The sequence below is a fragment of the Kitasatospora sp. NPDC023120 genome, from assembly GCF_055560835.1.
Window position 1 is genome coordinate 21924 of the sequence record NZ_JBVHHY010000039.1, and the last position, 24585, is coordinate 46508.

General features: G+C 72.5%; 28 protein-coding genes. 13 read left to right on the forward strand and 15 right to left on the reverse strand.

All coding sequences use genetic code 11. The annotated features are described in order from the left end of the window. Positions 1–120 precede the first annotated feature (120 nt). Positions 121–636 carry a hypothetical protein gene (locus ACZ3TI_RS36590; protein ID WP_465734128.1) on the forward strand — a complete coding sequence of 172 codons (516 nt, stop codon included), beginning with the start codon at positions 121–123 and terminating at the stop codon, positions 634–636. Between the two features lie 418 nt (positions 637–1054). Beyond that, complete coding sequence (locus ACZ3TI_RS36595) at positions 1055–1210, forward strand: DUF6131 family protein (RefSeq protein WP_253800145.1); 156 nt, start codon at positions 1055–1057, stop codon at positions 1208–1210. 352 nt (positions 1211–1562) lie between these two features. Here the strand turns inward: ACZ3TI_RS36595 and ACZ3TI_RS36600 are convergent, their stop codons facing one another. From ACZ3TI_RS36600 to ACZ3TI_RS36610, 3 genes are all read right to left on the reverse strand, one after another. Next, positions 1563–1961: a DUF2267 domain-containing protein gene (locus ACZ3TI_RS36600; RefSeq protein WP_465734130.1), complete on the reverse strand. Its 399-nt coding sequence runs from the start codon at positions 1959–1961 to the stop codon at positions 1563–1565. A 93-nt stretch (positions 1962–2054) separates the two neighbouring features. Further along, positions 2055–2495: a DUF2267 domain-containing protein gene (locus ACZ3TI_RS36605; protein WP_465734198.1), complete on the reverse strand. Its 441-nt coding sequence runs from the start codon at positions 2493–2495 to the stop codon at positions 2055–2057. Positions 2496–2766: 271 nt separating this feature from the next. Further along, the gene (locus ACZ3TI_RS36610; RefSeq protein ID WP_465734132.1) at positions 2767–3201 is read right to left on the reverse strand and encodes an Hsp20/alpha crystallin family protein; all 435 of its coding nucleotides are present in this window, start codon (positions 3199–3201) and stop codon (positions 2767–2769) included. 113 nt (positions 3202–3314) lie between these two features. Between ACZ3TI_RS36610 and ACZ3TI_RS36615 the strand changes: the two genes are divergently transcribed. The 6 genes from ACZ3TI_RS36615 to ACZ3TI_RS36640 all read left to right on the forward strand — a co-directional run bounded on the left by ACZ3TI_RS36615 (position 3315) and on the right by ACZ3TI_RS36640 (position 9807). Next, complete coding sequence (locus ACZ3TI_RS36615) at positions 3315–4022, forward strand: hypothetical protein (protein WP_465734134.1); 708 nt, start codon at positions 3315–3317, stop codon at positions 4020–4022. Next, on the forward strand, positions 3994–4275 hold the full coding sequence (locus tag ACZ3TI_RS36620) for a hypothetical protein (protein WP_465734136.1): 282 nt from the start codon (positions 3994–3996) through the stop codon (positions 4273–4275). Before ACZ3TI_RS36615 ends, ACZ3TI_RS36620 begins: the two co-directional genes overlap by 29 nt. A gap of 569 nt (positions 4276–4844) precedes the next feature. Further along, positions 4845–5672, forward strand: a complete 828-nt coding sequence (locus ACZ3TI_RS36625) for an FAD binding domain-containing protein (RefSeq protein WP_465734138.1) — start codon at positions 4845–4847, stop codon at positions 5670–5672. Beyond that, positions 5669–8398, forward strand: a complete 2730-nt coding sequence (locus ACZ3TI_RS36630; protein WP_465734140.1) for a molybdopterin-dependent oxidoreductase — start codon at positions 5669–5671, stop codon at positions 8396–8398. Before ACZ3TI_RS36625 ends, ACZ3TI_RS36630 begins: the two co-directional genes overlap by 4 nt. After that, on the forward strand, positions 8395–9372 hold the full coding sequence (locus tag ACZ3TI_RS36635; protein WP_465734142.1) for an antibiotic biosynthesis monooxygenase: 978 nt from the start codon (positions 8395–8397) through the stop codon (positions 9370–9372). Before ACZ3TI_RS36630 ends, ACZ3TI_RS36635 begins: the two co-directional genes overlap by 4 nt. Before the next feature lie 144 nt (positions 9373–9516). Continuing rightward, entirely contained in the window at positions 9517–9807 is a 291-nt protein-coding gene (locus ACZ3TI_RS36640; protein ID WP_465734144.1) for a hypothetical protein, read from the forward strand. Positions 9808–10179: 372 nt separating this feature from the next. Here ACZ3TI_RS36640 and ACZ3TI_RS36645 read toward each other — a convergent pair whose 3' ends face one another. Then, positions 10180–10830, reverse strand: a complete 651-nt coding sequence (locus tag ACZ3TI_RS36645) for a TetR/AcrR family transcriptional regulator (protein ID WP_465734146.1) — start codon at positions 10828–10830, stop codon at positions 10180–10182. A gap of 91 nt (positions 10831–10921) precedes the next feature. Between ACZ3TI_RS36645 and ACZ3TI_RS36650 the strand changes: the two genes are divergently transcribed. Both ACZ3TI_RS36650 and ACZ3TI_RS36655 read left to right on the forward strand, forming a co-directional pair. Next, positions 10922–11347 (forward strand): nuclear transport factor 2 family protein, encoded by a 426-nt coding sequence (locus ACZ3TI_RS36650; protein WP_465734148.1) that lies wholly within the window; start codon positions 10922–10924, stop codon positions 11345–11347. Then, positions 11347–12192: an NAD(P)H-binding protein gene (locus ACZ3TI_RS36655; RefSeq protein WP_465734150.1), complete on the forward strand. Its 846-nt coding sequence runs from the start codon at positions 11347–11349 to the stop codon at positions 12190–12192. The genes ACZ3TI_RS36650 and ACZ3TI_RS36655 overlap by 1 nt, the downstream gene beginning before the upstream one ends. 673 nt (positions 12193–12865) lie before the next feature. Here ACZ3TI_RS36655 and ACZ3TI_RS36660 read toward each other — a convergent pair. The 3 genes from ACZ3TI_RS36660 to ACZ3TI_RS36670 all read right to left on the reverse strand — a co-directional run bounded on the left by ACZ3TI_RS36660 (position 12866) and on the right by ACZ3TI_RS36670 (position 14876). After that, entirely contained in the window at positions 12866–13000 is a 135-nt protein-coding gene (locus ACZ3TI_RS36660) for a hypothetical protein (protein ID WP_465734152.1), read from the reverse strand. After that, on the reverse strand, positions 12997–14175 hold the full coding sequence (locus ACZ3TI_RS36665; RefSeq protein WP_465734154.1) for a Cmx/CmrA family chloramphenicol efflux MFS transporter: 1179 nt from the start codon (positions 14173–14175) through the stop codon (positions 12997–12999). Before ACZ3TI_RS36665 ends, ACZ3TI_RS36660 begins: the two co-directional genes overlap by 4 nt. 302 nt (positions 14176–14477) lie before the next feature. Further along, positions 14478–14876, reverse strand: a complete 399-nt coding sequence (locus ACZ3TI_RS36670) for a VOC family protein (protein ID WP_465734156.1) — start codon at positions 14874–14876, stop codon at positions 14478–14480. 105 nt (positions 14877–14981) lie between these two features. On the opposite strand from ACZ3TI_RS36670, the gene ACZ3TI_RS36675 reads away from it, so the two are divergent. After that, positions 14982–15971, forward strand: a complete 990-nt coding sequence (locus ACZ3TI_RS36675) for a helix-turn-helix transcriptional regulator (RefSeq protein WP_465734200.1) — start codon at positions 14982–14984, stop codon at positions 15969–15971. A 117-nt stretch (positions 15972–16088) separates the two neighbouring features. On the opposite strand, the gene ACZ3TI_RS36680 is transcribed toward ACZ3TI_RS36675, so the two are convergent. Together ACZ3TI_RS36680 and ACZ3TI_RS36685 are read right to left on the reverse strand one after the other, a co-directional pair. After that, positions 16089–16610, reverse strand: coding sequence for a hypothetical protein (locus ACZ3TI_RS36680; RefSeq protein WP_465734158.1), 522 nt, complete (start codon positions 16608–16610; stop codon positions 16089–16091). Positions 16611–16980: 370 nt separating this feature from the next. Next, positions 16981–17505 carry a P-loop nucleotide/nucleoside kinase family protein gene (locus ACZ3TI_RS36685; RefSeq protein WP_465734160.1) on the reverse strand — a complete coding sequence of 175 codons (525 nt, stop codon included), beginning with the start codon at positions 17503–17505 and terminating at the stop codon, positions 16981–16983. 189 nt (positions 17506–17694) lie between these two features. On the opposite strand from ACZ3TI_RS36685, the gene ACZ3TI_RS36690 reads away from it, so the two are divergent. After that, entirely contained in the window at positions 17695–18075 is a 381-nt protein-coding gene (locus ACZ3TI_RS36690; protein WP_465734162.1) for a hypothetical protein, read from the forward strand. 96 nt (positions 18076–18171) lie between these two features. On the opposite strand, the gene ACZ3TI_RS36695 is transcribed toward ACZ3TI_RS36690, so the two are convergent. The 6 genes from ACZ3TI_RS36695 to ACZ3TI_RS36720 form a co-directional block, all read right to left on the reverse strand. After that, positions 18172–18366 carry a hypothetical protein gene (locus ACZ3TI_RS36695; protein WP_465734164.1) on the reverse strand — a complete coding sequence of 65 codons (195 nt, stop codon included), beginning with the start codon at positions 18364–18366 and terminating at the stop codon, positions 18172–18174. Between the two features lie 514 nt (positions 18367–18880). Further along, on the reverse strand, positions 18881–19180 hold the full coding sequence (locus ACZ3TI_RS36700; RefSeq protein ID WP_465734166.1) for a DUF4193 domain-containing protein: 300 nt from the start codon (positions 19178–19180) through the stop codon (positions 18881–18883). Positions 19181–19213: 33 nt separating this feature from the next. Continuing rightward, positions 19214–19471, reverse strand: a complete 258-nt coding sequence (locus ACZ3TI_RS36705; protein WP_465734168.1) for a hypothetical protein — start codon at positions 19469–19471, stop codon at positions 19214–19216. A 74-nt stretch (positions 19472–19545) separates the two neighbouring features. Continuing rightward, the gene (locus ACZ3TI_RS36710; RefSeq protein WP_465734170.1) at positions 19546–19710 is read right to left on the reverse strand and encodes a hypothetical protein; all 165 of its coding nucleotides are present in this window, start codon (positions 19708–19710) and stop codon (positions 19546–19548) included. Between the two features lie 202 nt (positions 19711–19912). After that, complete coding sequence (locus tag ACZ3TI_RS36715) at positions 19913–20305, reverse strand: DUF4267 domain-containing protein (RefSeq protein WP_465734172.1); 393 nt, start codon at positions 20303–20305, stop codon at positions 19913–19915. 79 nt (positions 20306–20384) lie between these two features. Next, complete coding sequence (locus ACZ3TI_RS36720) at positions 20385–21050, reverse strand: hemerythrin domain-containing protein (RefSeq protein WP_465734174.1); 666 nt, start codon at positions 21048–21050, stop codon at positions 20385–20387. A gap of 169 nt (positions 21051–21219) precedes the next feature. On the opposite strand from ACZ3TI_RS36720, the gene ACZ3TI_RS36725 reads away from it, so the two are divergent. Then, the gene (locus tag ACZ3TI_RS36725) at positions 21220–24570 is read left to right on the forward strand and encodes a BTAD domain-containing putative transcriptional regulator (RefSeq protein ID WP_465734176.1); all 3351 of its coding nucleotides are present in this window, start codon (positions 21220–21222) and stop codon (positions 24568–24570) included. Positions 24571–24585: the final 15 nt, after the last annotated feature.

Genomic DNA, 24585 nt, shown 5'->3' on the forward strand with positions numbered 1-24585 from the left:
CCGCAACACGCACCTAAGCTGGACGGCCACGAAGCGAGGCAGCGCGGCCCCGCTCTCCCATGCGCTCGCACCCGCTCGACGATCGGACCCAGGCGAGCCCGCCCCGAGGGACCGACCGACGTGTCCACCGACCTGACACCCGTCATAGCCGCCTGTGCCCGCTGGCTGCTCACCGCCTACCCGCCACCCGCCGGCGCGCTGAACCGAGCGCTTGCCGAGGCCCAGGCCCAGCAGGCCGCCGCCCTCGCCGCCACACTGCGCTACCCCACCGCCCTCGACGTCGAGCTGCTCCACCTGCTCGCCCCCAGCGGCTCCGACCGGCTCGACCGGCTCGCCGGCCGCGACCCCGACGCCGACCCCCCAGGGCACGCCGACTGGCGCACCTGGGTGGACGAGACCGTCGTCAGCTGGGCCGCCTGCCTGCTCGCCGACCCCGCCCTCGCAGCCCGCGCCCACCACCGAAGCGGCTCCGAGAACCAGGCGGACCACGGCGACCCGCGACGACTCACCGTCCCCCGGGCCCGCGACAGCGAAGCCGGCGCGCTGCTGCGCCACCCCGACCTGCTCGAACCCGTCGCCGCCCTGCACCGCACCCAGCTGACGGACCTCCTGGACACCGAGGGCGTTCCGCTGTAGGCACCCGGACGCCGCAGAACGGCCCGGGGCCGACATCTGCGGGAACCCCGGGCCCGGTAGTCCCGGTGGGCGTCACCCGGATGCGCGGCGGCCGTACGCCGTCGGCAGGCCGTACCCACAGCAGGTACCCGGCCGCGGGTTGGGAGCGGGGGCGGTGTGACGAGTCGAGCGACGGCTCGTGAACGCACCTGTTCTCGGGGCGGCCAGGCCCGGCCGAGCGGGGACGGCTCGCCGAAGTGGGCGACCTTCTCCTCGTCCAGGGCGACCTTCTCCTCGTCCAGGGTTGGGTCCGGCCGGTTTGCCTCGACCGGCCGGCGGTATACGCGCAGATGGCCACCGACGGCCCGCTGAGCCGCCCGTCCGCGAGCCGCGGCTCTGGCGCCTTTGCCCATCGTCCATCGCAATTCGGGAAGACCCAATGATCATCCTCGGAGTCATACTGCTCATCATCGGCTTTGTCACCGGGATCTCGATCCTGTGGACCATCGGCATCGTGCTGGCCGTCATCGGCCTCATCCTGTGGGTCGCCGGTCTCCTCGGCCACGCCGTCGGCGGGCGCCGCCACTACTACTGACCCCCTGCCCACCACGGGCCGCCGCCCAGGGCGCGACGGCTCTGCCGGAAACCGGAACCCCAGCGTGACCGGGCTCTCCCCGGCAGCCTGCCGCGGACCGGTCACGACGGCGCCCGCCGCCCGCCTCCCTCCCCGGAAGGCGGGCGGGCAGCGCACATCCGCCTCTCCGAGCACGTGCCGATCACCAAGGTCCGGGACGTAGCAGTGAGAGCGCGCTCGAGCCCTCCCTTCCGGCCGGGAAAGGTGTCCGTAAGCGATCCTGTCCCGGGTCGTGGCCTCGTCCAGTGGTCCACGTCGCCGGCAGCGAGGCCCCGGCCCGGCATTCGTCCCGCGCTCGCGGCCGGATCCCGCTTCAGGCGACGGCGGCCAGGTCGGCGCGGCCGAACAGCAGGGCGTAGCCGCGAGGGAGGTGGGCGAGGAGGCGGTCGGTGAGGTTGTCGTCGGTGAGGGTGGTGAGGGCGGTCAGGACGGAGGAGGCGTCCCAGCGGGCGGCGGTGAGGCTGGTGCCCAGGGTGTGGGCGAGGGTTTCGACGAAGGCGGGGGCGGTGACGGGGTGGGGCAGGGGGATCTGGGCGGCGAAGACGGCTCGGGCCCGTTCGGGCAGGACCGCGGCGAGGTCGCAGCGTTCCTCGCCGGTGAGCTGGGAGCCGAGGAGTGCCAGGACGGCGGTGAGGACGCGTTCGGCTTCCTCGTCGGTGGGGTAGCGGCCGCTGGTGCGGACCTGCTGGAGGAGATGGCGGTAGCGGGCCATGGCGGGCGGCCTTCCGGGGTGGGGCCGCGCCTTCGGCGCGGCGTCGCGAAGCGGGCGGGCGGGTGCAGCCGGGGAAGGGGACGGCGGGGCGGGTCAGGGGCGGTGGCCGGCCCGGGGGCGGCCGAAGAGGAGGTCGTAGCCGGGCGGGAGCTGGAGCAGGACGCGGTCCATGAGTTCGTCGCCCGCGGCGTCGGCGACGGTGGACAGGACGGCGCCGATGTCCCACAGGGCGGTGGTCTCGGTGGCGCCTTCGATCCAGGCCGCGGTGGCGCGCACGAACCGCTCGGGATCGAGGGGTTCGGCGGCCTCGAGGGGATTGAGCAGGATCAGGGCCATGGTCTCGGGCAGGCGGGCCGCCAGGTCCGCGCGGACCTGGCCCACGAGGTGGGCGCCGAGCAGGGCCAGCACGACGCGGGCCGCGCGGTCGGCCTCCTCGGGGGTGTCGTATTCGCCGCGCTCTCGGACCTGGTCCAAGAACGCCTCCCATCGAAGTGTCACCGCGGGTCCTCCTTCCGATGGGGCGGGCGACACCATGCAGGACCAGGCGCGCGCAGGTCGGTCGGCCAGGTTGCGGGCATGGACGAGGGCGCCCGGGCCCGCGCAGTCCATGAACGTCATCTCCGACAGGTCGAGCACCACGCGCCCGCACCGTGAACACGACCGGGCCCTGGTCTTGCATGGGGCTGCTCGCTGTCCGGCCGGCCGGCGCGCGGGCGGGCGGGCTCGGGGATTGACGGTGGCGGGGGTCCCGCGCCGCCCCGTCGGGGGGATGTTCGGGGCGGCGCGGGACGACATCGGGGCCGGGTCAGGCCTGGATCTGCTTGCGGTCGCCGCTGTGGCTGATCGCGACCTTGCGGGGCTTGGCCTTCTCCGCGACCGGGATCTTCAGCGTCAGCACGCCCGCGTCGTAGTCGGCGGTGATGCCCTCGGGGTCCAGGGTGTCGGAGAGCATGACCTGGCGCGAGAAGACACCGAGCGGGCGCTCGGACAGCTCCCACTTCACGTCCTCGCCCTGGTGGCGTGGACGGCGCTCGGCCTTGACGGTCACCATGTTCCGCTCGACGTCGATGTCGATCGCCTCCGGGTCCACCCCGGGCAGGTCGAAGCAGATCACGTACTCCTCGCCCGCGCGGTACGCGTCCAGCGGCATCGGCGTGGGACGCGACCACGTACCAGTCGTACCGAGGAACTGCTGGGTCAGACGGTCCAGCTCGCGGAACGGGTCGGTGCGCAACAGCATCGCGAAACACCTCCAAGTGGGATCAAAGGGTGCCAGTGCGCTTTCACCTGACACCGTTCTAACACGTCATCCATCCGATGACAAACCCTTCTCGTCATCGATAGAGTGACAACATGAGTGAGAAGCCCCCGAAGTCCGCCACCCGCCCCGCCGGAGCTGCCGAGCCCGTCTCCTTCCTCGCCGCCGCCGCGGCCCTGGCCGCCATCGACGACGCCGTCCGCACCGCCCAAGCCCCGGACAACACCCCGCCCGCCCCAAGCACCGGGCCCCACGGGCCCGAGGAAGCCGGCCCCGGACAGGCACTGGCCGCCCTGGTCCTGCTGCGCGAACTGCGCACCCAGCTCGCCGGCTGGGAAGCCGGCCTGGTGGAGAACGCCCGCGACGCCGGCGCCACCTGGGCCGACCTCGCCCACCCCATGGGCGTCGCCAGCCGCCAGGCCGCCGAGAACCGCTACCTGCGCCTGCGCCCCGCCGGAACCACCCATCGGACCGTCGGGACCGGCGCGGAACGCGTCAAGGCCGTCCGCGACCGCCGCGCCGCCGACCGCACCGTGGCCGCCTGGGCCCGTGACAACGCCGCCGAACTGCGCGTCCTCGCCGCCCAGATCACCGCCGTGACCGATCTGGCAGCCGACGCCCGCCCCGCCCAGGCCGCGCTCACCGCCGCCCTCGGCACCGCCGACCCCGCCGACCTCATAGAGCCCCTCGCCGCCGTCCGCCCCCACCTCGGCACCGGCCAGCATGACCTCGCCACCCGCCTCGACGCCCTCACCCACCACACCACCCAGCTCCGTGACGACAGCGACCGACGCCGCGCCTGACCCCGTCACCGCCGCCGAGAAGCGCCGGCGGGACCTCCTGGACCGGATCCACGACCTCGAAGCACGAGTCGCCGCCACCACGAGCACCGTCAACGCCGCCCTCGACACCCACCTCGCCCGGCTCGACGCCCTGCGCCACCACCTCGCCCAAGGCACCTGGCCGCTGCCCTCCCCCGATCCGAGCAGCCCCCGGGCCACGCCGCCGAACAATCCGCCGGACCGGGTGCCGTCGGTAGCCACCAAGCAGGCCTGACCGCCGATGAGTCCCACCTGCCACCGACATGGCCGCGCGGACTGCTGCATGGGGGATGAGGAAGCATCAGGTTCGTTGAGAATCCATGCACGTGGTGAGCTTGCCAGCGGTCGGCCGGATGCGGTGCGGTGCGGGGTGCGGACGTACGGGTTCTACCAGCGGGTCAGGTGCTCCCCGAGAGCGCGGCACGGCAGGGCGAGGGCTGCGTACCCCGCGAGACGTCGGGCAGCGCAGGGGCTCGCCGCTGGCGGCGGTGGTGGCGATGCCGCTGTCGATCAGGGCGGTCCACGTGCCGCGCTGGACGTCGTACTCCTCGGTCCAGCCGACCGGGCGGCCGACGCGCTGGAGTTCTTGGACGCCCGGGTGGGCGGGCCAGGTGAGGTGGACCAAGCCGTCGCCGAGAGCGGTGCCGAGTCCTGACTTGGCGGGCCCGACTCGTCCGGCTATACGCTGGATGGGAATCCCAGCGCCCGCGATGTTCCTCTTTCCGGCGATCCGACCGCTACGGCCCGACGCTGATTCGGTGGGCGGTCCGTCGCACGGTGGTCCTCGTGAGGGAGCACGTTCCCATGGACCTCAACACCATCACCGAAGTCGTCCGGCGCCCGCCCGACCGGCCCGGCCCGGAGTGGCACGAAGGCGATGCCTGGCTCGCGGGCGGCACGTTCCTGTTCTCCGCCGAGCAGCCGAGCCTGCGCCGCCTGATCGACCTGACGGCCCTGGGGTGGGATCCGCTCGTGCCGAGCGCCACCGGCCTGGACATCGGTGCGACCTGCACCATCCGCGACCTGTACGCCTTCGAGCCGCCGCGTGACTGGACCGCCGGCACCCTCTTCGCCACGGCCTGCGAGGCGTTCCTGTCCTCGTTCAAGGTGTGGAACTCGGCGACCGTCGGCGGCAACATCTGCCTGTCACTGCCGGCTGGCCCGATGATCACACTGACGGTCGCCCTCGAGGCCGGGTACGAGCTGTGGGCTCCCGACGGGTCGACCCGCGTCGTCGACGCCCTCGACTTCGTGACCGGCAACAACCGCAACATCCTCGCCCCCGGCGAACTGCTGCGCCGCATCACGATTCCGGCGGCCGCCCTGCGCAAACGCGCCGTGCACCGCCGCTTCACGCTGACCCGCCTCGGCCGTTCGACGGTCTTCCTCATCGGCACCCAGACGCCCGGGACGAACGACCTGCTGCTCACCGTCACCGCCGGTACCACGCGGCCGGTGCGGATCGCCTTCGACACCATGCCCGACGCACCGACTCTTCAGCACAGCATCGATGTCATCCCTGCCGACGTCTGGTTCGCCGATCCGAACGGGACCCCCGACCACCGGCGCCACCTGACCAAGCACTTCACCGAAGAAATTCGTCACGAGCTCGTGGCCGGGAGCCCGGCATGACCTTCATCGTGAACGGCAGGAGCTTCGACGAACAGCCGGAACCCGGCCAGTGCCTGCGCACCTTCCTCCGCTCGCTCGGTCACTTCGGCGTCAAGAAGGGGTGCGACGCGGGTGATTGCGGCGCGTGCACGGTGTGGCTGGACGGCGATCCGGTGCACAGCTGCATCACCCCCGCCTTCCGTGCGGACGGTCACGAGGTGACGACGATCGAGGGGCTCGGATCACCGGGTGACCTGCATCCGGTGCAACGGCAGTTCCGTGACGCCCCGGGATTCCAGTGCGGTTTCTGCACGGCCGGGATGATCATGACGTCGGCGGCGCTCACCGAGGCTCAGAAGGACGACCTGCCACGGGCGTTGAAGGGCAACCTCTGCCGCTGCACCGGCTACCGGGCGATCGAGGACGCCGTGCGGGGTGTCACCGCCGTGGAGACGGCGGCCCCGGGCAGGGCCGTGGGGACGAGCGTCGGCGCGCCGGCCGCCGACGAGGTGGTGACCGGCCGCGCCGAGTTCACCATGGACACCCATGTCGAGGGCATGCTGCACCTCAAGGTGCTGCACTCGCCGCACGCGCACGCCCGGATCGTCTCGATCGACAAGACCGCCGCACTCGCGGTCCCCGGCGTGCGCCGGGTCTACACCTGGGAGGACGTGCCGCGCAAGCGCTTCACCACGGCGATCCACACCGACCACCTCGTCGATCCGGACGACACCTTCATCCTCGACGACACGGTGCGCTTCGTCGGCCAGCGCGTCGTAGCCGTCGTGGCCGACACCGTCGCGGCGGCGGAGGAGGGCTGCCGCAGGGTCGTCGTCGACTACGACGTCCTGCCGGCCGTCTTCGACCCCGAGGAGGCGATGGCCGAGGGGGCGCCGCAACTGCACGGCACGGACGACCCCTTCGTCCGCGATCCGGTCCGCAACATCCTGCTGGAGATCCATTCGCACATCGGTGACGTCGATGCCGGATTCGCCGACGCCGACGTGATCCACGAGGGCACCTACTCCTCCCCGCGCGTGCAGCACGCGCACCTGGAGACCCACGGCTCGATCGCCTGGATGGAGGACGGCCGCCTGAACGTGCGGACCAGTTCGCAGTCACCCTCCATCGCCAAGGTCAAACTCGCCTACCTGTTCGCCCTGCGGCCGGACCAGCTGCGGGTGTTCTGCAAGCGGGTCGGCGGCGGCTTCGGCGGCAAACAGGAAGTGATCTCCGAGGACCTGGTCGCGCTCGCCACGCTGGACACCGGGCGGCCGGTCTGCTTCGAGTACACCCGCGAGGAGGAGTTCACCACGGCCTCGCCCCGGCATCCGATGACGCTGACGGTCAAGCTCGGCGCGAAAGCGGACGGGACGCTCACGGCCTTCCAGGTCCGCAACGTGTCGAACACCGGCGCCTACGGCAACCACGGCGGCGAAACCCTGTACGCGGGCGGCGCGGCCGTCATGATCTACCGCTGTCCCAACAAGAAGTACGACGCCTACGCCGTCTACACGAACACCGTTCCCAGCGGGGCACTGCGCGGATACGGGATGACCCAGCCGGCGTTCGCCGTGGAATCGGCGATGGACGAACTGGCCCGCGCCCTGCACCTCGACCCGCTCGAACTGCGGCGCCGCAACATCGTCCGGCCGGGCGACTCCCTCGTGGCCCTGCACGACGGACCCGACGACGTGATGTTCACCGAGGACGGACTCGCCCAGTGCATCGACCTGGTGGACGCCGCGATGGCCCGAACCGCTCACGAGCCGTCACCGGGGCCCGACTGGCTCGTCGGGGAGGGCGTGGCGAGTTCCCTGCACGAGACCGCGCCCCCGACCGAGCACATCTCGGAGGCCTGGGTCACACTCGGGGACGACCTGGTGTACGAGCTGGCCGTCGGGACGGTCGAGTTCGGCGAGGGCACCTCGACCGCCCATGTCCAGATCGCGGCCAACCAGTTGGGCACGACGCCGGAGCGGATCCGCCTGGTGCAGTCCGACACCGACCGCACGGGATTCGACACCGGCGCCTTCGCGAGCGCGGGACTCTTCGTGTCGGGCAACGCCGTCCTCCGTGCGGCCGACGCGGTGCGGGACCGGATCCTGGAGTTCGCCGCCGCCCACACCGGCGTCCACGTCGTGATGTGCTCGATGAACGACGACAGCGTCGTCTGCGGCGGGCAGAGCGTTTCGCTGGCGGACCTCGTCGCCCTGGCCCGCGGGCGCGGAATCCGCTTCACCGCCGCCCGCAAGGGCTACGGCTCGCCGCGAAGCGTCACCTCCAACACGCAGGGATTCCGGATCGCCGTCCACCGGGTGACGGGCGAGATCCGCATCCTCTACAGCGTGCAGGCCACCGACGCCGGCAACGTCATCAACCCCGAACAGGTCCGGGGACAGGTGGACGGCGGCGTCGCCCAGGGCATCGGCTTCGCACTGACCGAGAACCACCGGATCGACGCGAACGGTGCCATGGTGAACCCGAACCTGCGCAACTACCGCATCCCCACCTACGCCGACATCCCCCGAACCGACGTGCTCCTGGTGCCGTCCTCCGACTCGGTCGGGCCGATGCACTCCAAGGGCATGGCGGAATGCTGCATCAACCCGGTGTCCGCCGCCCTGGCGAACGCGCTCCACGACGCCACGGGCGTCCGCTACCGCGCGCTGCCGCTGACCCCGGAACGGATCTACGGCCGGCTGAACGAAGCCAGGCCGGTGTCGACGGCGGCCGGACCGAAATGACCTCCGTGACGCCCCGGGACGGGCAAACTGCGGCAACGGCCATCATCGGTCTGAAGGTCCGGCCGGGGCTGGAGCGCGAGTACGAGACGTGGCAGAAGGAGGTCAACGCCGCCGCCGCCGACTACGCCGGCCACCTCGGTGTGGAGGTCTCCCCGCCGACGTCCCGGCAGCCCGAGTGGGTCGTCGTCTACCGGTTCGACTCGATAGCCCACCTGCAGGCCTGGATCAACAGCGAGACCAGGCAGAACCTGCTCGACGCCGGCAGCAGGTACTTCGACGGTCCGGGAACCCAGCAGGTCGTCAGAGGCGGCGCGCGGACACCGGATCCGCTCGTGACCGTCGTGGTCGCCCACCGCGTCCACCCCGACCACGTCGACGAGTTCCTCGACTGGCAGCAGCGCATGAGCCAGGAGGAACAGCGATTCGAGGGCTTCCGCGGCACCGAGCTCTTCCGCCCGATCGAGGGGCTCCAGGACGAGTGGACCACGCTGTACCGGTTCGACAGCGCGGAGCACCTCGACGCCTGGCTGACGTCGGGCACGCGACGGAAGATCCTCGCCGAGGGCAGGAAGTTCAGCGACTTCGAACTCCGGACGATCGACAACTCGTTCGGCAGCTGGTTCGCCTTCGGGGAGAACGGCAAACAGGCACCACCGCCGTCGGAAACCAAAACCGCCATCGCGGTCTGGGTCGGCCTGTACCCGACCGTCGTGCTGCTGACACTCGCCCTGTCGCCGGCGAACATGCCACTCTGGATCGGACTGCTGGTCGGCAACTTCCTGTCGAGCTTCATCATGAGCTTCGTGACGATGCCCTACTACGTGAACCCGCTGCTCAAGCGCTGGCTCCGGCCCGCACCGGGCGAACCGCCGGCCAAGACCAACGGCATCGGACTCGGCATCGTCGCCGCGGTGACCGCGTTCTGGGTCGCCGCCTTCTACCTCATCACGACCCAGTTCTGGACACTGCCCTGACCGCCGACCAACCGCTCGGCACAGCCCCAACGAGAGCGACCGGGGCGCCTGCCTGACCCCGACGGCGATCTCCTCCAGCCGGCTCGACCAGTCCGCCACGTCCCCGGCGGGGGGATCCTGCCGCCGACCCCGGACGAGGACACCATGTTCTCGATCCCCGACTGGATCGGGAACGGCGGCGCGGTGACGGCCTCGGTGGTCGAGACGCTGCCGATCGCCGTCACCGTCGGCTGTCAGGGCGGCGGTTCGGTGCAGGTGCACGTCGGTGGTCTGGCTCCGGCCGACTTCACGGTGCAGTGCCCGGTGGACTCCGTCGGCGTCGGCTCGGTGGACATCCCCGCCCGTCCCGGCCGGGACTTCCAGTTCACCGTGCACACCTCGGACCCGTCGATCCACTGGGGCATCAACGCCCTCCAGATCCGTCCTGCCCACTGACCCGGTCCCGGGCCCCGGGCTCAGCCCCGGACGCTCCGGGGGCCGGTGACGGCCGTACCCAAACGCTCCCACCCGGTGGGTAGTTCGCGGTCGGCGGTGAGGACCACGCGGGCCCGCGCCGGATCCTCGGCGCGGGCCTCGCGGACCGGTTCCACGATCCGGTCGTCCCCGGTGCCGCCCGCCGACTCCTCCCCCGCCTCGGGCAGCCCGGTCGGCCGGCGTGGTCCACGATTGTGCCGACCGGCTCACCCCGGTCGGTCCGGGAAGGATCAGCGGCCGGAGGCTCTCCGCTTGTCCGCCCGGACTCCGTCAGTTGTGTGGCGACGCCGCCCCGGCGGCGTATCGCCGTCCTTCCGGCGTGCCGCCGGACGGTCAGCCGGTGCCGAGCACCCGGCCGGTGAAGTCCGCGAGCCGGGACCGGAGTTCCTCACGGGGGGTGTGCTTCTCACCGGCCAGGTGCTCGACCAGGTCGGCCCGGGTGGCCGCCAGGAGGGCGTGGGCGGTGAAGTCGCTCCCGGCCGCGGCCGGGGTCCGCTCCAGCAGGCCCCGGAGCATCGCGTGCCACCGGTCGTAGTGCTCGGTCCGGTACGGGCTGTCGGCCCCGGTCCCCTCCAGCGCCAGCGCGAGGTGGCGGTTGTCGAACTTGAAGCACAGCAAGGCGTCGAGCAGGGCAGGGATCCGCTCGAGGGGAGGGGTGACGGGCCCCAGCGGCGGCGGGCCCTGTTCGACGGCGTCCATGAGGGGCGCCAGGCGCGTCCCGTAGAGGGCGCGGATCAGGCCGGTGCGGTCACCGAAGGCGCGGAAGAGCGTGCCTTTTCCGACGCCGGCCGCCGCGGCGATGTCGGACATGGTGACGTCCTCGGGGTTGCGGGAGGCGGCGAAGAGCGTGTCCGCGGCCGCGAGGACGGCCACCCGGTTGCGGACCGCGTCCTTCCGGGGCTTCCGTTCCACCGGGGCGTCGGGCACGTCCGCGAGCTCGGATGCAGCGGGATCGGGTTCGGGCTCGGGTGCGGGTGTGGGCATGGGGGGTTGCCTCCAGTTGCGATGCGGACCGGCGGTCCGTATCTTCATGGAAACGGACCGCTGGTCCGTATCGTACTGGACGGAGACACGCATGCCCGAGAACCCCTCACCCACGGCGCTGTTCCGCCACGGCCTCCGGCTGCTCCTGGCCGGGGACATAACCGCGTGGGTCGGCCTGTGGGCCGAGGACGGCGTCATGGAGTTCCCGTTCGCCCCGCCCGGCTGGCCGCGGCGACTGGACGGACGAGAGGCCGTCGCCGCCTACATGCGCGACTACCCCGACCACATCGAGCTCCACGACTTCCCCGACCTTCGGATCCACCGGACCACCGACCCCGAGACCGTCGTCGTGGAGATGCGCGGGGTCGGCCGGCTCGTCCGGACCGGAGACCCCTTCGACATGACCTACATCGCCGTCGTGACCGCCCGGAACGGACGGTTCACCTCCTACCGCGACTACTGGAACCCCCTCGCCGTCCAGCAGCCGGGCCTCGACTTCGCCGGGAGCGCCGCCTGATGACCGACGCCGCCATCCTGGTCACCGGCGCCACCGGAACGACCGGCAGCCGAACCGTCGCGCGGCTGCTCGCCGCCGGACACCGCGTCCGGGCCGCAAGCCGGCGCGCCACCGCACCGGCCACCGGCGCGGATCCGGTGCGCTTCGACTGGTACGACCCCACCACCTTCGACGACGCCCTGGCCGGGACGGACCGCGCGTACCTCGTCCCGCCCGTCGGCGCACCCGACCCCGCCGCGGTCATGCTGCCGTTCCTGCGCCGCGCCCGCGCCGCCGGGGTGCGCCGCGCGGTGCTCCTCAGCTCCTCGGCCGTGCCCGAGGGCGGACCGGCCGTGGGCGCGGTGCACCGGGCCCTGCCGGGGCTCTTCGACGAGTGGGCGGTCCTGCGGCCCTCCTGGTTCATGCAGAACTTCACCGGCGATCACCTGCACGCCCGCGGCATCCGCGAGGACGGCACGATCCTCACCGCGGCCGGAGCCGGCCGGATCGGCTTCGTCGACGCCGACGACATCGCCGCCGTCGCCGTGCACGCCCTCACCGACGACCCCGCACCCGACCGCGACCTGATCCTGACCGGCCCGGCCGCACTCACCCACGACGAGATCGCCGCGATCGTCTCGGAGGTCACCGGCCGCCCGGTAATCCACCGCCACCTGACGCACCACGAGCTGCGCGACCGCCTGGCCGCCCTGATGCCCGCCGAGTTCGCCGGCCTCCTGGCAGACATGGACCGCGCCATCGCCGAGGGCGCCGAGGACCGGACCACCGACACCGTCCACCACATCACCGGCCGCCCGCCCCACAGCTTCCGACAGGTCGCCGAACGAGAACTACACCGCCGCTGACGCACCGACTCCCCGGGCCACCGACCGGCCGGCGCGGGGCCAGGACCTCCGGGCCCGCTCCTGTCAGTGGCCGAGCCCACGGTTCTCCCATCCACGATCGACCGTGGTCGCCCACGAAGGGAGCTCCCATGAACGAGGCGGGAGACGTTCGGCAGGCGTGGGCCCGGGTGACCGCCTGGCTCGAGCGGAACGACCCCGAGGCCTCGCCGCTCTCGGCGGGCCGGGGAGCCCGGAGGCCATCCGCCGGGCCGAGTTGCGCAGGGGTCTGGAGCTGCCGACGGAGCTGCGGCAGTGGTCGTCCCTCAGGGTGATGTCATCGGAATCCTCCCGGTCTCCCTCCTCGCCGGGGCGGGCCGGCTTTCGGCAAGCCGCCGACACGGAGGTCCGGGGGCACGGCCGGGTGGACCCGTACGCCGGGGCCCGAGGAGCCGACCGCGGGCCGGCCCGGGACGTTCACCGGACTGGCCGTGACCGGCTTCGATGGCGGGCCGCTGACCTGCTAGTATTCCTGTCGTCGCGAGGGAGATGACCCCTCGCCAGGCGTCAGCGGTGCTACCAGAGCACGCCCTACTTTCAGTAGGGAGAGTCCGTGCGACCCGGGCCTGGCGCTCCACAGTCGGACGAGGTCCGGTGCCCACTCGGGTGCCGGGCCTCGTCCGCGTTCGCGGGCCGTTCACTCGCCCTGACGCTCCTGCGGGCCGAGCACGCCGACCGCCTCCCCCGGCTGCCGCCACGACCGCGCGGTGGCCGCGCACTCCACGAGCCTTCGGCGTCCCTCGGTGTTCAAGGGGGCGTTCGCAGGTGTCATCGGAGCACCTCGGTGCTCCGGCCGGCCGTGACGGCGGGGAGGAGGGGGAAGGCGATGAGCAGCGCCACCGCGACGAGGAGTCCGCTCGCCCAGAGCGGTCCGAGGGTCCCGGCTTCGGTGCCGAGGGTGGCCGCAGCGATGACGGGGCCGACCGCGGCGCCCACGTTGAGGGCCGCAGTCGCGTACGAGCCGGCCATGGTGGGGGCTCCGGCGGCCTCGTAGAGGACCCGCGTGATCAGCGTGCTGCCCAGCGCGAACGACAGCGCCCCCTGCGCGAACACGAGGACGAACAGGGCGACCGGCTCGTCGGCCAGCACCGCCAGGGCCGCCCAGCCGATGAGCAGCAACGGACCGCCGACCGCGATGACCAGGCCGGGACGCCGGTCGGACAGCCGTCCGGCGACGGTGACGCCCACGAAGGAACCGGCACCGAAGAGCACCAGAGCGAAAGGGATCCACATCTCGCCCAGCCCGGCGCTGCCGGTCACCACGGGGGCGAGGAAGGTGAGGCTTCCGAACGTTGCCGCGTTCACCAGCGCGCCGAGCAGCATCACCAGGACCAACCGCGGCCTGGTGAGCTGGGCGAGTTCCGCTCGCAAGGCCGGCCTGCCGGTCGCCTCGTCCTCATCACGTCCTGCCGGGATTCCCTTCAGGATGCCGAGAGCCGCAGGCAGACAGAGAGCGGCGACGGCCCAGAATGTGGCCCGCCAGCCGAGCACCGTGCCGAGCGCCGATCCCCCGGGGACACCGGCGATGGTGGCCACCGTCGTGCCCGACAGCAGCACGGCCAGCGCGCGTCCTTTCCTGTCGGGCGGGACCAGCGTGGCGGCAGCCGTCAGAGCGACGGCGAGGAACCCCGCGTTCGCGAGCGCGGCGACAACCCGGGTGGCGAACAGGACGGGGAAGCTCGTGGTGACGGCGCCCACGGCGTGAGCTGCCGCGAAGACGAGCACGAACCCGAGAAGGCCGGCGCGCCTGGGCCGGTTACGGGCAAGCGCGGCCACCAGAGGGGCGCCGACGATCATGCCGATCGCGTAGGCCGAGGTGAGGACGCCTGCTGTCCCGACGGCGACGTCGAGATCCGAGGCGATGTCCGGCAGGAGGCCGGCGAGCATGAACTCCGAGGTCCCCATGGCGAAGACCGCCATGGCAAGCAGATACAGCGGCAGAGGCATCGAGTGGCTCCGAGGTGAGAGAGGCACGAGAAGGTCATCTCGTCACCGCGGCCAGTCCCAAGCGCACACTCGTCCCGCCGCAAGAAGCGGCGCGACGGCAGGGCTACGAGCTCAGTGGTTCAGGGGGCTGACGGCGTGACCGAAAGCCCCCACCTTGTCTGACTCAGGACTCGACATGGTCCGCACGCTACCCGACCCATGCCTGTCGAAGCATCTTGGTTTCACGGGCATCGGCCCGTGAAACCGACGTCACGTCCCGCACCGCCTTCCACGTCGCGGCCGCCGCGCCGGCCTCCGCGCTCTCAGCGAGCGAACTTCTCGATGGCCGCGGGCGTGACGGGGGTGAAGAAGTTGACGAGGTTGCCGTCGGGGTCGCGGAGCAGGAGCGACCGGTTTCCCCAGGGCATCGTGGTGGGCTCGGTCACGAAGTCGACGACGGAATCGGCCAGGTTCCGGTACACGCCGTCCACGTCGGCGACGAGGAACTCGATGATCACGGTGCTGTTGTCGGCCGGACGGGCCGAGCCGGGCGCGAACAGCGCCACGGTGCGGGTGCTGCCGATCGCGAGGGTCGCGCTCGCGGTCCGCAGTTCGGCGAAGTCCTCGGTGGACCAGTCCGCCCGCACTCCGGTGGCTCGCTCGTAGAAGTCGACGAGGCGCGCGACGTCGGCGGTGATGATCCGGATCGAAACGAAGTCCATGGTGCTCTCCTCGAGTTGGTGAAGGAGTGGGTGAAGCCGTTGCACCTGGACGCTAGAGCAAATAGCGGACAGAACCGGTCCGGTATGGACGCTAGGCTCGTGGACATGGCTCGACCTACCGGCCGCGTGCTCACCCTCCTCGAACTCCTGCAGTCGGGCGGCATCAGAACGGCGGCCGAACTCGCCGACCGGCTCGGCGTCGACGGGCGCACCGTGCGGCGATACGTGGACCACCTGATCGACCTCGACATCCCCGTCGAGGCGGTCCGCGGTCGCTACGGCGGGTACCGGCTCGCCCCCGGATACCGCCTGCCTCCGCTGATGCTCAACGACGACGAGGCGCTCGCCGTGCTGCTCGGCCTCGTCGCCGGCCGCAGGACGGGGTTGCTGACGGCGACCGAAACCGCGGGCGAGACGGCAGCGGCCAAGATCCGCCGGGCGCTGCCCGAGCGCCTGGCCCGTCGGCTCGACGCCGTCATGGAATCCCTCGCCTTCACGGCTGTGCCCGGCGAGTGGGCCACCCCGGAGACCGGGGTCCTGCTCGCCATCGCCGATGCGGTACGCCATCGCCGCCCGATCTCGATCAGGTACACCGCCCGGGACGGCCGGCGAAGCGAACGCGCGCTGCATCCGTACGGGATCGTCACCCATGGGGGCCGGTGGTACGTCACGGGCACCGATCCCGGGATCGGCCAGGACCGGACGTTCCGGCTCGATCGCATCGCGGACGCGAGGACGCTGCCGGGCTCGTTCGAGCCGCCCGCCGGGCTCGATCCGGCGCAGCGCGTCCTGTCAGGGCTCGCCAAGGCCGCGTACCGGCACGAAGTGACCCTGCGGATCCACGGGACGGTCGAACAGATCCGCGCCCGGCTTCCCGCCGGCATCGCGACCGTGGAGGAGCCCGCCCCCGCGGACGGCGCGGATCCGCACCCCGAGCGTTGGTTCCGCGTCGAACTGAGAGCGGAGCGGCTCGACTGGTTGCCTCCCGTCCTCGCCTCGCTCGACCGGCCGTTCGTCATCGAGCGACCGGACGAACTCCGAGGCCTCGTCCTGGCGTTCGCCGACCGACTCACAGCCTCTGCCGGCCGAGCCTGAGGTCGCTCTCTTCGATCCATGGCGCCGCATCCGACCAGTTGAATAGGGGTTCACCCAACAGGGATCGGATCTCTGCAAGCGTTGTCACCGGTAGCTGCGGGACGGGATGGCACGCGGTCAGGACGGCGGTCGCAGGACGTCACCGTCCCCTGTGCCCGGAGGGCTTCCCAGCCACACCGGTACGGTCCCGTGCAGGATGCGGCCCGCCCTGTGCTCCTGTCCGAATCGCCGGGTGAATGTTTGCAGGCGTGCCTCCGGTTCCAGCTCGAGCAGGCCGGGCGGCCAGGTGTCCGGCGGCACGATGATCACTACGGCGGTACCCCGGCCCTCGGCTGCGGCCAACCAGCCGGGTGACACCTCGACGCGCGTGTCCGGCTCCCACCTCTGGCGCCCGCCGACGAGCACCAGGCGCTTCACACGGCCGTCGCCGACCTCGACGGCCCCGCTCGTGTCCGGAGGCTCACCCGCCGCGAGCGTGAAGCCGCTGTCGACCGCTGCCTCCACCAGATCCGTGTAGAGGTCCGCACCGACCTCCACGATCAGCTCCGCGAGCGGCGGCCCCTCAGCCACCTCACGCACTGCCAGCGCCCACACCGTCGGAGCCCGGTCATGGCTGTTGCTGCCCGCCTCGTCGTTCACACCCCCTTCAACGAGCCACCGGCGCCACCCGCACCGGCCACGCCGTGATCGCAGCGTCCCCCCTCAGTCGCGTCGCAGCGGCAGTCTCGTCGTCGGGAGCGAGGAAGAACACGATGTCGTGGGCCACCTCGGCATGATGGCAGCCGGACCGGACGTCGGCGTGCCAGGCGGTGCTGTGCTGCCACAGGGCGGCCCAGCCGGGCTGGCGGTGGTAGCTGCCGGAGTCGGCGCTCCGGGGAGGTCGTCGACTCCCGCCGTCCCCGGCCTATGTGGAGCCGGACCGGGGCGACCACGGACCGACGTCCAGGGCCTGTCCGGAGACAGGATTTCTGGCTGCTACGGGCACGCCGGTATGGCTGCGTTGTCGCAGTCACGCGAACGACGGCCACCGGTCGGCTGCCCACTCCCGCCAGCCCACCCAGCCGGGCGGCGGGCCGGCGACCCCGCGGCCCTCCAGCTCGGCCGCGTCGGGCTCCTCGAAATGCGCCCGCCCGTGCAGGATGTCGGCCTCGGACATCGGCAGCGTCTCCTCGGGGGTGGTCGCCCAGCGATGGGCGATACGGGCGCGTTGGGTCTCGTCGTCCACCGGCAGGTAGACCATGCGGAAGCACGCCTCTTCGGCCTCCACCAGCCAGCGGATCGCAGACCGTTCGTCCCGTGACCAGCAGCCGTAGTCCACGACGACGTTGGTACGCAGTTTGACCGCCTCCAAGGCGAGCCAGAGCATGCGCCCCTCCAGCACGTCGCGCTTCCCGTCCGCCTCCGCCGCGCCGAACAGGGGAATCATCCAGTCGTCGGGCGTCAGGCGCAGCGCGCCGTGCTCCGCGGCGAGCTGCCGGGCCCGCGTGGTCTTTCCGGCCCCTGGCAGGCCGACCATCAGGAACAACGTGGTCACACCCGGATCGTGACAGGGAGACCGATCGGACGACCACCGCTTTTCTGCCCGATCACGGCCTGAACCACCGGCGGACGGAGGCCACGGTGACAGCGCCGGAAACCGCACGCCGCGCCGGGACCGGTGTGTCGTGAGCCGAAAGCTGGACAGGCTCCGAACAGACGTAGCCGCATCTGAAGGAGGTCGGTGATGACTTCCAGGCAATCTGCCGGGCACAAGTCCATGGACGAAGGCCGGGCCAGCCGCTTCAAGGGTGAGCAGCACGGCTGGTCCGGCGACATCGACGCGGAGGAACAGCGGCCCAACGACAGTGCGCACCGCTCGTTCCATCCCGAGAAGTACGCGCCGGGGCCCGGCCCGGGGCGCGAGCCCTCGAAGGAGGAGGAGCAGGGGGTTCCCGGGCAGACCGTGGAGAGCGTGGGCCCGCGCGGCGAGGAGCAGGGCCCCTCGGAACACCGGCGCGACCACGGAGCCAAGGGCCCGTCCGGCCGTCCGTCCGGCAGCTATTCCCAGAAGGCCCGCACGGGCGTCGGCCCGCAGGAGCCGGACCGGTCCGAACCCGGCGGCTGACTCGGACAGCCCCGCCCGGGTGACCCGGGCAGGGCGTGGAAGCGGCGGGCCCGGACGGCCCCGGTGGGCACGACCCGACGGCGAGCAGGTCGTGGGTCACTCATATGACGACGCGGCCGAAGTCTCCTCCTGCTCCAGGCCCAGCGCTTCCAGGAGCCGCCGGCAGTCCTCCCGGTCGAGCGCGTGAGCGGCTATCGCCCTGCGCGCCCGGCGCCGCAGCGCTTCCGGCGCGGCACCCGCTGGTTCGAGGATCTCGCCGACCGACTCCGGATCCCAGTTCGAACGTACCAAAACGACACCCCTTCGTGCACGGATGAACCTTTCAGGCTACTGCGGCACCAGCCGAGCCGGAAGGGACGCCACCGCCGCCCGCGCACGGGTGGCTGCCGGTGCCACCAGCGGGGTTTGGGCCGGCACCCACCGGCCAGGAGCTTCGTAGGGCGTCGCCGTGTGGCCTCCGAGTGGGCCCAGCAGGGCGGCGACGCCCGTCAGCCCGGCTCCACGTGCGCTCCGCTCTCCGCCGGCCGCCAGGACAGCGGCTGTGCGGGCCGGCGCCGGCGAGCTGACGGACACGGGTGTCCGTCCGAAGGAGCCCGGACGAGCCGGTCAGGGCGCGAGGCGCGCCGGCGCGGGCACCGTGTCCGGATCGCCGGTGAGGGCGGTGTGCAGGCGGCGCACCGCGTTCTCCGCGTCGGCGAGCTCGTCGACCTCGGGGACGCGGGACCCACTTGATCCACGCAGGCGTGGAGAGCGAGCCCGGCCTCACGTGTTCGTCGGACGGGCCCGTTCGAGGCCACCGTTCGGGTCAGGCCACGCAGTCGAGGCAGATCGGTTGGCCGTTCCGGTCCTCACCGGCGAGCTGGGCGCGGTGGTGGACCAGGAAGCAGGTCATACAGGTGAACTCGTCCTGCTGAAGGGGCAGGACCCGGACGGCGAGTTCCTCGCCGGACAGGTCGGCGCCCGGCAGTTCGAGGCCTTCGAGCGCCTCGGGGTCGAGGTCGATCGCGGAGTCCTTCCGCTCCTCGTTCCGGCTCTTCAGCGCCTCGATGCTGTCGTCACTGCTCTCGTCGCCGGCGTCGCGCGGGGCGTCGTAGTCGGTTGCCAAGGCGGCACCTTCTCCCGGGTCGTTGTTCTCTCTTCAGGCTGTTGCTTTCTCTTCGGCAGTGCCGGTAGCGCTCAGACGCGCTGCGAGCAGTCGCTTGCCCATCTCCGCGCCTTTGCGGCTGTCAGCCTGCGCTTTGCGGAACAGCTCCGCAACCTCGCCGTCCCCCGCCCGCTCGGCGTCCCCCACGTAGGTCTCCAGGCGCAGCGCGTTGCTCAGGCACGCCTCGACGTACCAGAGCAGGTCGTAGTCCTTGTCCTTCGTCCCGGTGATGTGACCGGTCTCCTCGCTCATGATCCGACGTTCCTTCCCTGCGCCCTGCGTGGGCACCGGCCGGCCGGGCCGGGCCACCGGACATACCCGCGCGTCTACCCGACGGCGCGGCGGCAATCCGCAGGCGCGGCATCTCGTCGGCCGGCGGCCGGGGCGGGGGCCACGTCCCACAGCGCGGTGGCGCCGTGGGCGAGGGCGGCTGCGCCCATGGTGGTGAGGACCAGGGGGTTGATCTCGGCGAGCAGTCCGAGGACGCCCACGCGGACTTGCCGGGCAGAACACCCGCATGCCGTAGCCCACCGCGCGGACGGGCTTCACGGGAGCCAGAATCGCCCCCGTGAACCGCCGTGCCGTCCAGCCGGGTGGGCCCTGACACCGATGAGCAGCATCCGTCGGCGGCGATCTTCGCGACCAGCGCTTCTGCACGGACCTGGTGGCGCGCTGCACCGACGTGTTCGGCGCTCAGGCGGTGGCCGGGGTGGGGCGTTCGCGCAGGAGGAGGGCGGCGTTCAGGGCGACCAGCGCGGCGGCCAGGCCGTGGACGCCGAATGCGGTGCCGACCGACCCGTGGTTGCCCAGGACCGTCAGCATGTCCGTGACGGGCGCGAAGGTGAGGCCCAGCAGCACCCAGCCGAGGGCCTTGCGGTGGCCGGTCAGCAGGAGTGCGAAGACGCCCAGGCAGATCGCGATGTCGCGCCCGCCCTTGACGGTGAGGAAGCCCGTGCCCTCGTGCCGGGGCCAGCTCGGCAGGCCGAATCCGGCCGCGGACCCCTGCGGATCCAGCAGGAAGAGGAGCCCGATGTACAGCAGGAACAGGCCGCTCAGGACGGAGAGGACGGTGGTGAAGCGCTTCATGGCTTTTCCTGTCTTTCGGAGCGAGTTCGGGGAGAAGGGGTGGCCCGGGGGGTGGCCCGGACGGAGGCGATCGGAGCGGTCAGGCCCGGACACGGCGGGTGACGCGGGCGTACTGCGCGCGGCCGACGGCGTACCAGAGCAGTCGGGCGGGGAGCGGCAGGTTGCCGAGGATCGGCGAGCGTTCGGCGGGATCGGCCTCCTCGAGGACCATGCCGAGGAAGAACAGCAGCTTGGCTTTGGGCGTGTTGGCCAGGAAGTGCTCGCCCATCGCGTTCCACTCGTGCAGCCACAAGTGCTGTGCCGCGAGCGGGAGAAGTGAGGTCTCCTCCTCGTCGAGGTGCTCGACGAGGACCGCGCGGTGCTCGGCCAGGGCGGCCGTGAGCGCGTCGCGGTCCGCCTCCGCTGCCCCCGACTCCCAAGCGGGCAGGGCGGCTTCGGCGGCCGCAAGGGTGGCGGCGACGCGTTCGTGCTGGGTCTCCATCCGCAGCACGAGGTCGGCTTCGAGGTCGACCCTGGCCAGCAGCGGCGGCCACAGGAACGCGTCCTCGCCGTGGTGGTGGTTGCTCAATCCGAGCCGGTAGTCGCGGAAGTGGTCCGCCAGAACACGGGCGCGGGCGGTGTCTCCGGGAGCCACGGCGGCGATCAGCTCGATGAGCAGTCGCGACTCGCGGCGCATTCCGCGGTGGATGACCACCATCTCCCGGGTGTTCGGACGGGTCTGCAGCGGTGCGTTCGTGGTGTCCATGCGAGAAGCCTCGCCGGGGGCTCCTGGAGGGCATTTGGAAGCGACTTGGAGAACACCTTGGGCGGGTAGTGCACGAGCGGACGCACGTGGTCGTCCTCGCCGTCGAACCCACCGCATCGGCCGCTTCGAGCCCACGTCCCAATCCCTAGAGGACGGAGAGGATGTCAAGATGGGCCTGGTGATGGTCTCCATACGGGTGCTCGGCTCCTTCGCGGCCGAGTGGAACGGCGGGCCCCTCCCGCTCGGCGGCCGGCGCCAGCGCGCGGTCCTGGCCCGGCTGGCGGTGGCGCGCGGCGCGGTCGTCTCGGTCGACCGGATGGTCGAGGAGATCTGGCAAGGGGCCCCGCCCGCACGGGTGGTGACGTCACTGCAGGCGTACGTGTCGAACCTGCGGCGGCTGCTGGAGCCCGGCAGGGCACCGCGCACTCCGGCCTCCCTGCTGGTGAGCGCACCACCCGGGTATGCGCTGCGCCTGCCCGACGGCGCCGTCGACGCCTGGCGGTTCGAGCGGTTGCTGCGCGAGGCGCGCGAAGTCCCGCAGTGGCAGCCGCAGACCGTGCGACGCCTGCTCGCCGAGGCGCTCTCGCTGTGGCGGGGCACGGCGTACGCCGAGTTCGTCGACGAGTCCTGGGCCCGCGCCGAGGTCGCCCGTCTGGACGAGCTGCGGCTGGTCGCGCGCGAGCTGAACGTGGTCGCCGGACTGAGGTCGGCACAGGCCGCCGTGACCGTTCCCGAGGCCGAACTGCTCACGCTCGACGAGCCGTTGCGGGAGGAAGGCTGGCGTCTGCACGCGCTGGCGCTGTGGGCGGCGGGCCGGCAGGCCGACGCGCTGGCGACGCTGCGCCGGGCCCGTGCGGTCCTGGCGGCCGAGGTGGGTCTCGACCCGGGGCCCGCGCTGAACGAGCTCGAAGCGGCCATCCTGGGCGGTCGCACCGCGCTGCTGCGGGCCGCGACGGAGGTCCCGCGGCACCGGCCGCCGACCCCGCCCGAGGACCGGAACATCCCCGCACCACCGCGCCGACCCGCCACCGACACACGTCTGTTCGTCGGCCGCGAGGCCGAACTCGCCCGGCTGGTCGAGGCCGCCGACCGGGCGGCCGGCGCCGGGCCCGGGGTCGCGCTGGTCACCGGCGAGGCGGGCCTGGGCAAGTCGGAGCTGCTGGAGCGGCTCGGCGAGCGGCTCCGTGGCGACGGCTGGCTGGTCGCGGTCGGCCAGGCCACCGACGACGAGGGCGCTCCACCCGCGTGGCCCTGGGTGGCGGCATTGCGGACGATCGCCGCCGCCGTGCCGCCGCCGGCCGAGTCGGCCGAGGCCCTGGCCCCGCTGCTCGCCGACCGCGCATCCGGCCGGGGCCCCGACGAGGACGTGGCCGCCGGCCGGTTCCGTCTGAACCGCGCGGTGGCGCAGTGGCTCGCGGCAGTCGCCCGCGAGCGGCCGGTGGCCGTGCTGCTGGACGATCTGCACTGGGCGGACGCCGAGACGCTCGCCCTGCTGACCGGCCTGACCGACCTACCCGTGGGGACACCGGTCCTGGTCGTCGCCGCCTACCGTCCGAACGAGATCGAGGGCCCGCTCACGGACCAGCTCGCCGTGCTCGCCGGGCGGTCGCCGCTGCGGCTGCCGCTGCCGGGCCTGCCCGCGTCGGCCGTCGCCGAGGTGGTCAGAGCGGCGGGCGCCGGACCGGTGGACGCCGGGACGGTCGCCGCGCTCGCCGAACGCACCGGCGGAAACCCCTTCTACCTCTGGGAGAGCGCCCGACTGCTCGGCAGCGAAGGCGTGCTGGTGGCCCTGTCCGAGGTGCCGGAGGGCGTCCGGGACGTGGTGCGCCGCAGGCTCGGGCGCCTGCCCGAGACGGTGGTGGCGGTACTGCGGCTGGCCGCGGTCGTCGGGCGTGAAGCGGACGTCGAGCTGCTGGTCGGCGCCGCGGACACCGACGAGGACGGAGTCCTGGGCGCGCTCGACGCCGGACTGGTCGCCGGACTGCTGACCGAGCCCGCCCCGGGCCGCGTCCGGTTCACGCACGCGCTGGTACGCGACACCCTGCTCGCCGATCTGAGCGGCCTGCGGGCCAGGCGCATGCACGGGCGGATCGCGGCCGGCCTGGAGCGGCTCGGTTCGAGTGATGTGTCCGCACTGGCCCACCACTTCGCGCGGGCGGCGGCCTCGGCGACGGCCGCCAAAGGCGTTCACTACTGCCTGCGCGCGGCCGACCTGGCGGCCGCCCGCTACGCCCACGACGCGGCAGCCGATCTCCTCGCCGCGGCCCTGGACTGCTTCGACCGGACCCCGGCCGGCCCGTCCGGGGACCGGGAGGCGGAACGCGTCGACCTGCTGGGCAGGCTGCTGCGCGCCCAGGTGCGCGCCGGCGCGGTCATGACCGCCCGCGCGACCCGGCAGCAGGCGATCGAGTACGCGGTCGGCACCGGGCGGCAGGAGCTGGTGATCCGCGCGCTCACCGCGTGGTCCGAGCCGACGCCGTGGCAGACCCGGCCGTACGGCGCGGTCGACGAACCCGTCGTCGCGCTGCTCCGCCGGTCGCTGGACCGCCCGGACCTCGCCCCCGCCGCTCGGTGCGGGCTGCTGCTCGCCTACTGCGCCGAACTGTCCGACGTGCGGGACCCGCGGGTGCGGGCCGCCGCCGAGGAGGCCGTCGAGCTCGCAACGGCCCTGGGGGACCCGGGACTTCGCGCGAGGTCGCTCGCGGCGCTGCTCCGCGAGCTCGACATCGAGCGCGAGGCGCGCGAGCAGACGCGGCGGAGCGAGGAGCTCGTCCGGCTCGCCACCGAGCACGACCTGCCCGCCTTCCGCTGGTTCGGCGTGTTCAGCCTGTCGACCGCCGCCGCTGCCGAGGGCGATGTCGCCGGTGCTTACGGCCACATCGACACGTGCGTGGAACTGGCCCGGGCCTACCGGATGCCAGGGCCCGTCGTGGTCGGTCAGACCGCACTGGCGACGCGAGCACTGATCGAAGGGCGCGGTGAGGACGCCGAAGAGCTGTACACCGAGGCCACCACCGGGATGGCCAGGCAGGGCTCTCCGCACGCCGACGGCTTCCTGCGGGTCGCGACGGCGACGATTCGGGCCGCCCAGGGCAGGCTCGGCGAGTTCGTCCCGCAGGCCCGGCAGCTGGCCGAGGAGTACGGCCCGGTGATGGCCGACCTCCTGGCGGCGGCCCTGTGCGCCGACGGGCAGCCGGACGAGGCCCGCGCCGTCCTCGCCCGGGTCGGCCCGCTGCGCACGGACTACCTCCTCACGGTCTTCGCGACCTTCCGTGCGATGGCCGCGGTGGCGCTCGGCGAGCGGGAGCGGGCCGACGAGCTGTACCGCACCCTGCTCCCCCACCGTGACGCGCCGCCGCCCTCCGCCGGCTTCACCCTGGCGATCCGCCCGGTCGCGTACACCCTCGGCGAACTCGCCCGCCTGCTCGGCCGCGACGCCGAGGCCGCCGCGCACTTCGCACACGCGGCCGCCATCGCCGAACGGTGGGGCACCGCCCTGGGGCGCGGCGGCGGCGGCTGATCCGGGCCGAAGCCG

Coding starts and splice junctions, on each gene's coding strand:
- ACZ3TI_RS36595 (WP_253800145.1), top strand. CDS start 1,055: ATGATCATCCTCGGAGTCATACTGCTCATCATCGGCTTTGTCACCGGG.
- ACZ3TI_RS36600 (WP_465734130.1), bottom strand. CDS start 1,961: ATGGCCCGCTACCGCCATCTCCTCCAGCAGGTCCGCACCAGCGGCCGC.
- ACZ3TI_RS36605 (WP_465734198.1), bottom strand. CDS start 2,495: ATGGTGTCGCCCGCCCCATCGGAAGGAGGACCCGCGGTGACACTTCGA.
- ACZ3TI_RS36610 (WP_465734132.1), bottom strand. CDS start 3,201: ATGCTGTTGCGCACCGACCCGTTCCGCGAGCTGGACCGTCTGACCCAG.
- ACZ3TI_RS36615 (WP_465734134.1), top strand. CDS start 3,315: ATGAGTGAGAAGCCCCCGAAGTCCGCCACCCGCCCCGCCGGAGCTGCC.
- ACZ3TI_RS36625 (WP_465734138.1), top strand. CDS start 4,845: ATGGACCTCAACACCATCACCGAAGTCGTCCGGCGCCCGCCCGACCGG.
- ACZ3TI_RS36630 (WP_465734140.1), top strand. CDS start 5,669: ATGACCTTCATCGTGAACGGCAGGAGCTTCGACGAACAGCCGGAACCC.
- ACZ3TI_RS36635 (WP_465734142.1), top strand. CDS start 8,395: ATGACCTCCGTGACGCCCCGGGACGGGCAAACTGCGGCAACGGCCATC.
- ACZ3TI_RS36640 (WP_465734144.1), top strand. CDS start 9,517: ATGTTCTCGATCCCCGACTGGATCGGGAACGGCGGCGCGGTGACGGCC.
- ACZ3TI_RS36645 (WP_465734146.1), bottom strand. CDS start 10,830: ATGCCCACACCCGCACCCGAGCCCGAACCCGATCCCGCTGCATCCGAG.
- ACZ3TI_RS36650 (WP_465734148.1), top strand. CDS start 10,922: ATGCCCGAGAACCCCTCACCCACGGCGCTGTTCCGCCACGGCCTCCGG.
- ACZ3TI_RS36655 (WP_465734150.1), top strand. CDS start 11,347: ATGACCGACGCCGCCATCCTGGTCACCGGCGCCACCGGAACGACCGGC.
- ACZ3TI_RS36660 (WP_465734152.1), bottom strand. CDS start 13,000: ATGACACCTGCGAACGCCCCCTTGAACACCGAGGGACGCCGAAGGCTC.
- ACZ3TI_RS36665 (WP_465734154.1), bottom strand. CDS start 14,175: ATGCCTCTGCCGCTGTATCTGCTTGCCATGGCGGTCTTCGCCATGGGG.
- ACZ3TI_RS36670 (WP_465734156.1), bottom strand. CDS start 14,876: ATGGACTTCGTTTCGATCCGGATCATCACCGCCGACGTCGCGCGCCTC.
- ACZ3TI_RS36675 (WP_465734200.1), top strand. CDS start 14,982: ATGGCTCGACCTACCGGCCGCGTGCTCACCCTCCTCGAACTCCTGCAG.
- ACZ3TI_RS36690 (WP_465734162.1), top strand. CDS start 17,695: ATGACTTCCAGGCAATCTGCCGGGCACAAGTCCATGGACGAAGGCCGG.
- ACZ3TI_RS36705 (WP_465734168.1), bottom strand. CDS start 19,471: ATGAGCGAGGAGACCGGTCACATCACCGGGACGAAGGACAAGGACTAC.
- ACZ3TI_RS36715 (WP_465734172.1), bottom strand. CDS start 20,305: ATGAAGCGCTTCACCACCGTCCTCTCCGTCCTGAGCGGCCTGTTCCTG.
- ACZ3TI_RS36720 (WP_465734174.1), bottom strand. CDS start 21,050: ATGGACACCACGAACGCACCGCTGCAGACCCGTCCGAACACCCGGGAG.
- ACZ3TI_RS36725 (WP_465734176.1), top strand. CDS start 21,220: ATGGGCCTGGTGATGGTCTCCATACGGGTGCTCGGCTCCTTCGCGGCC.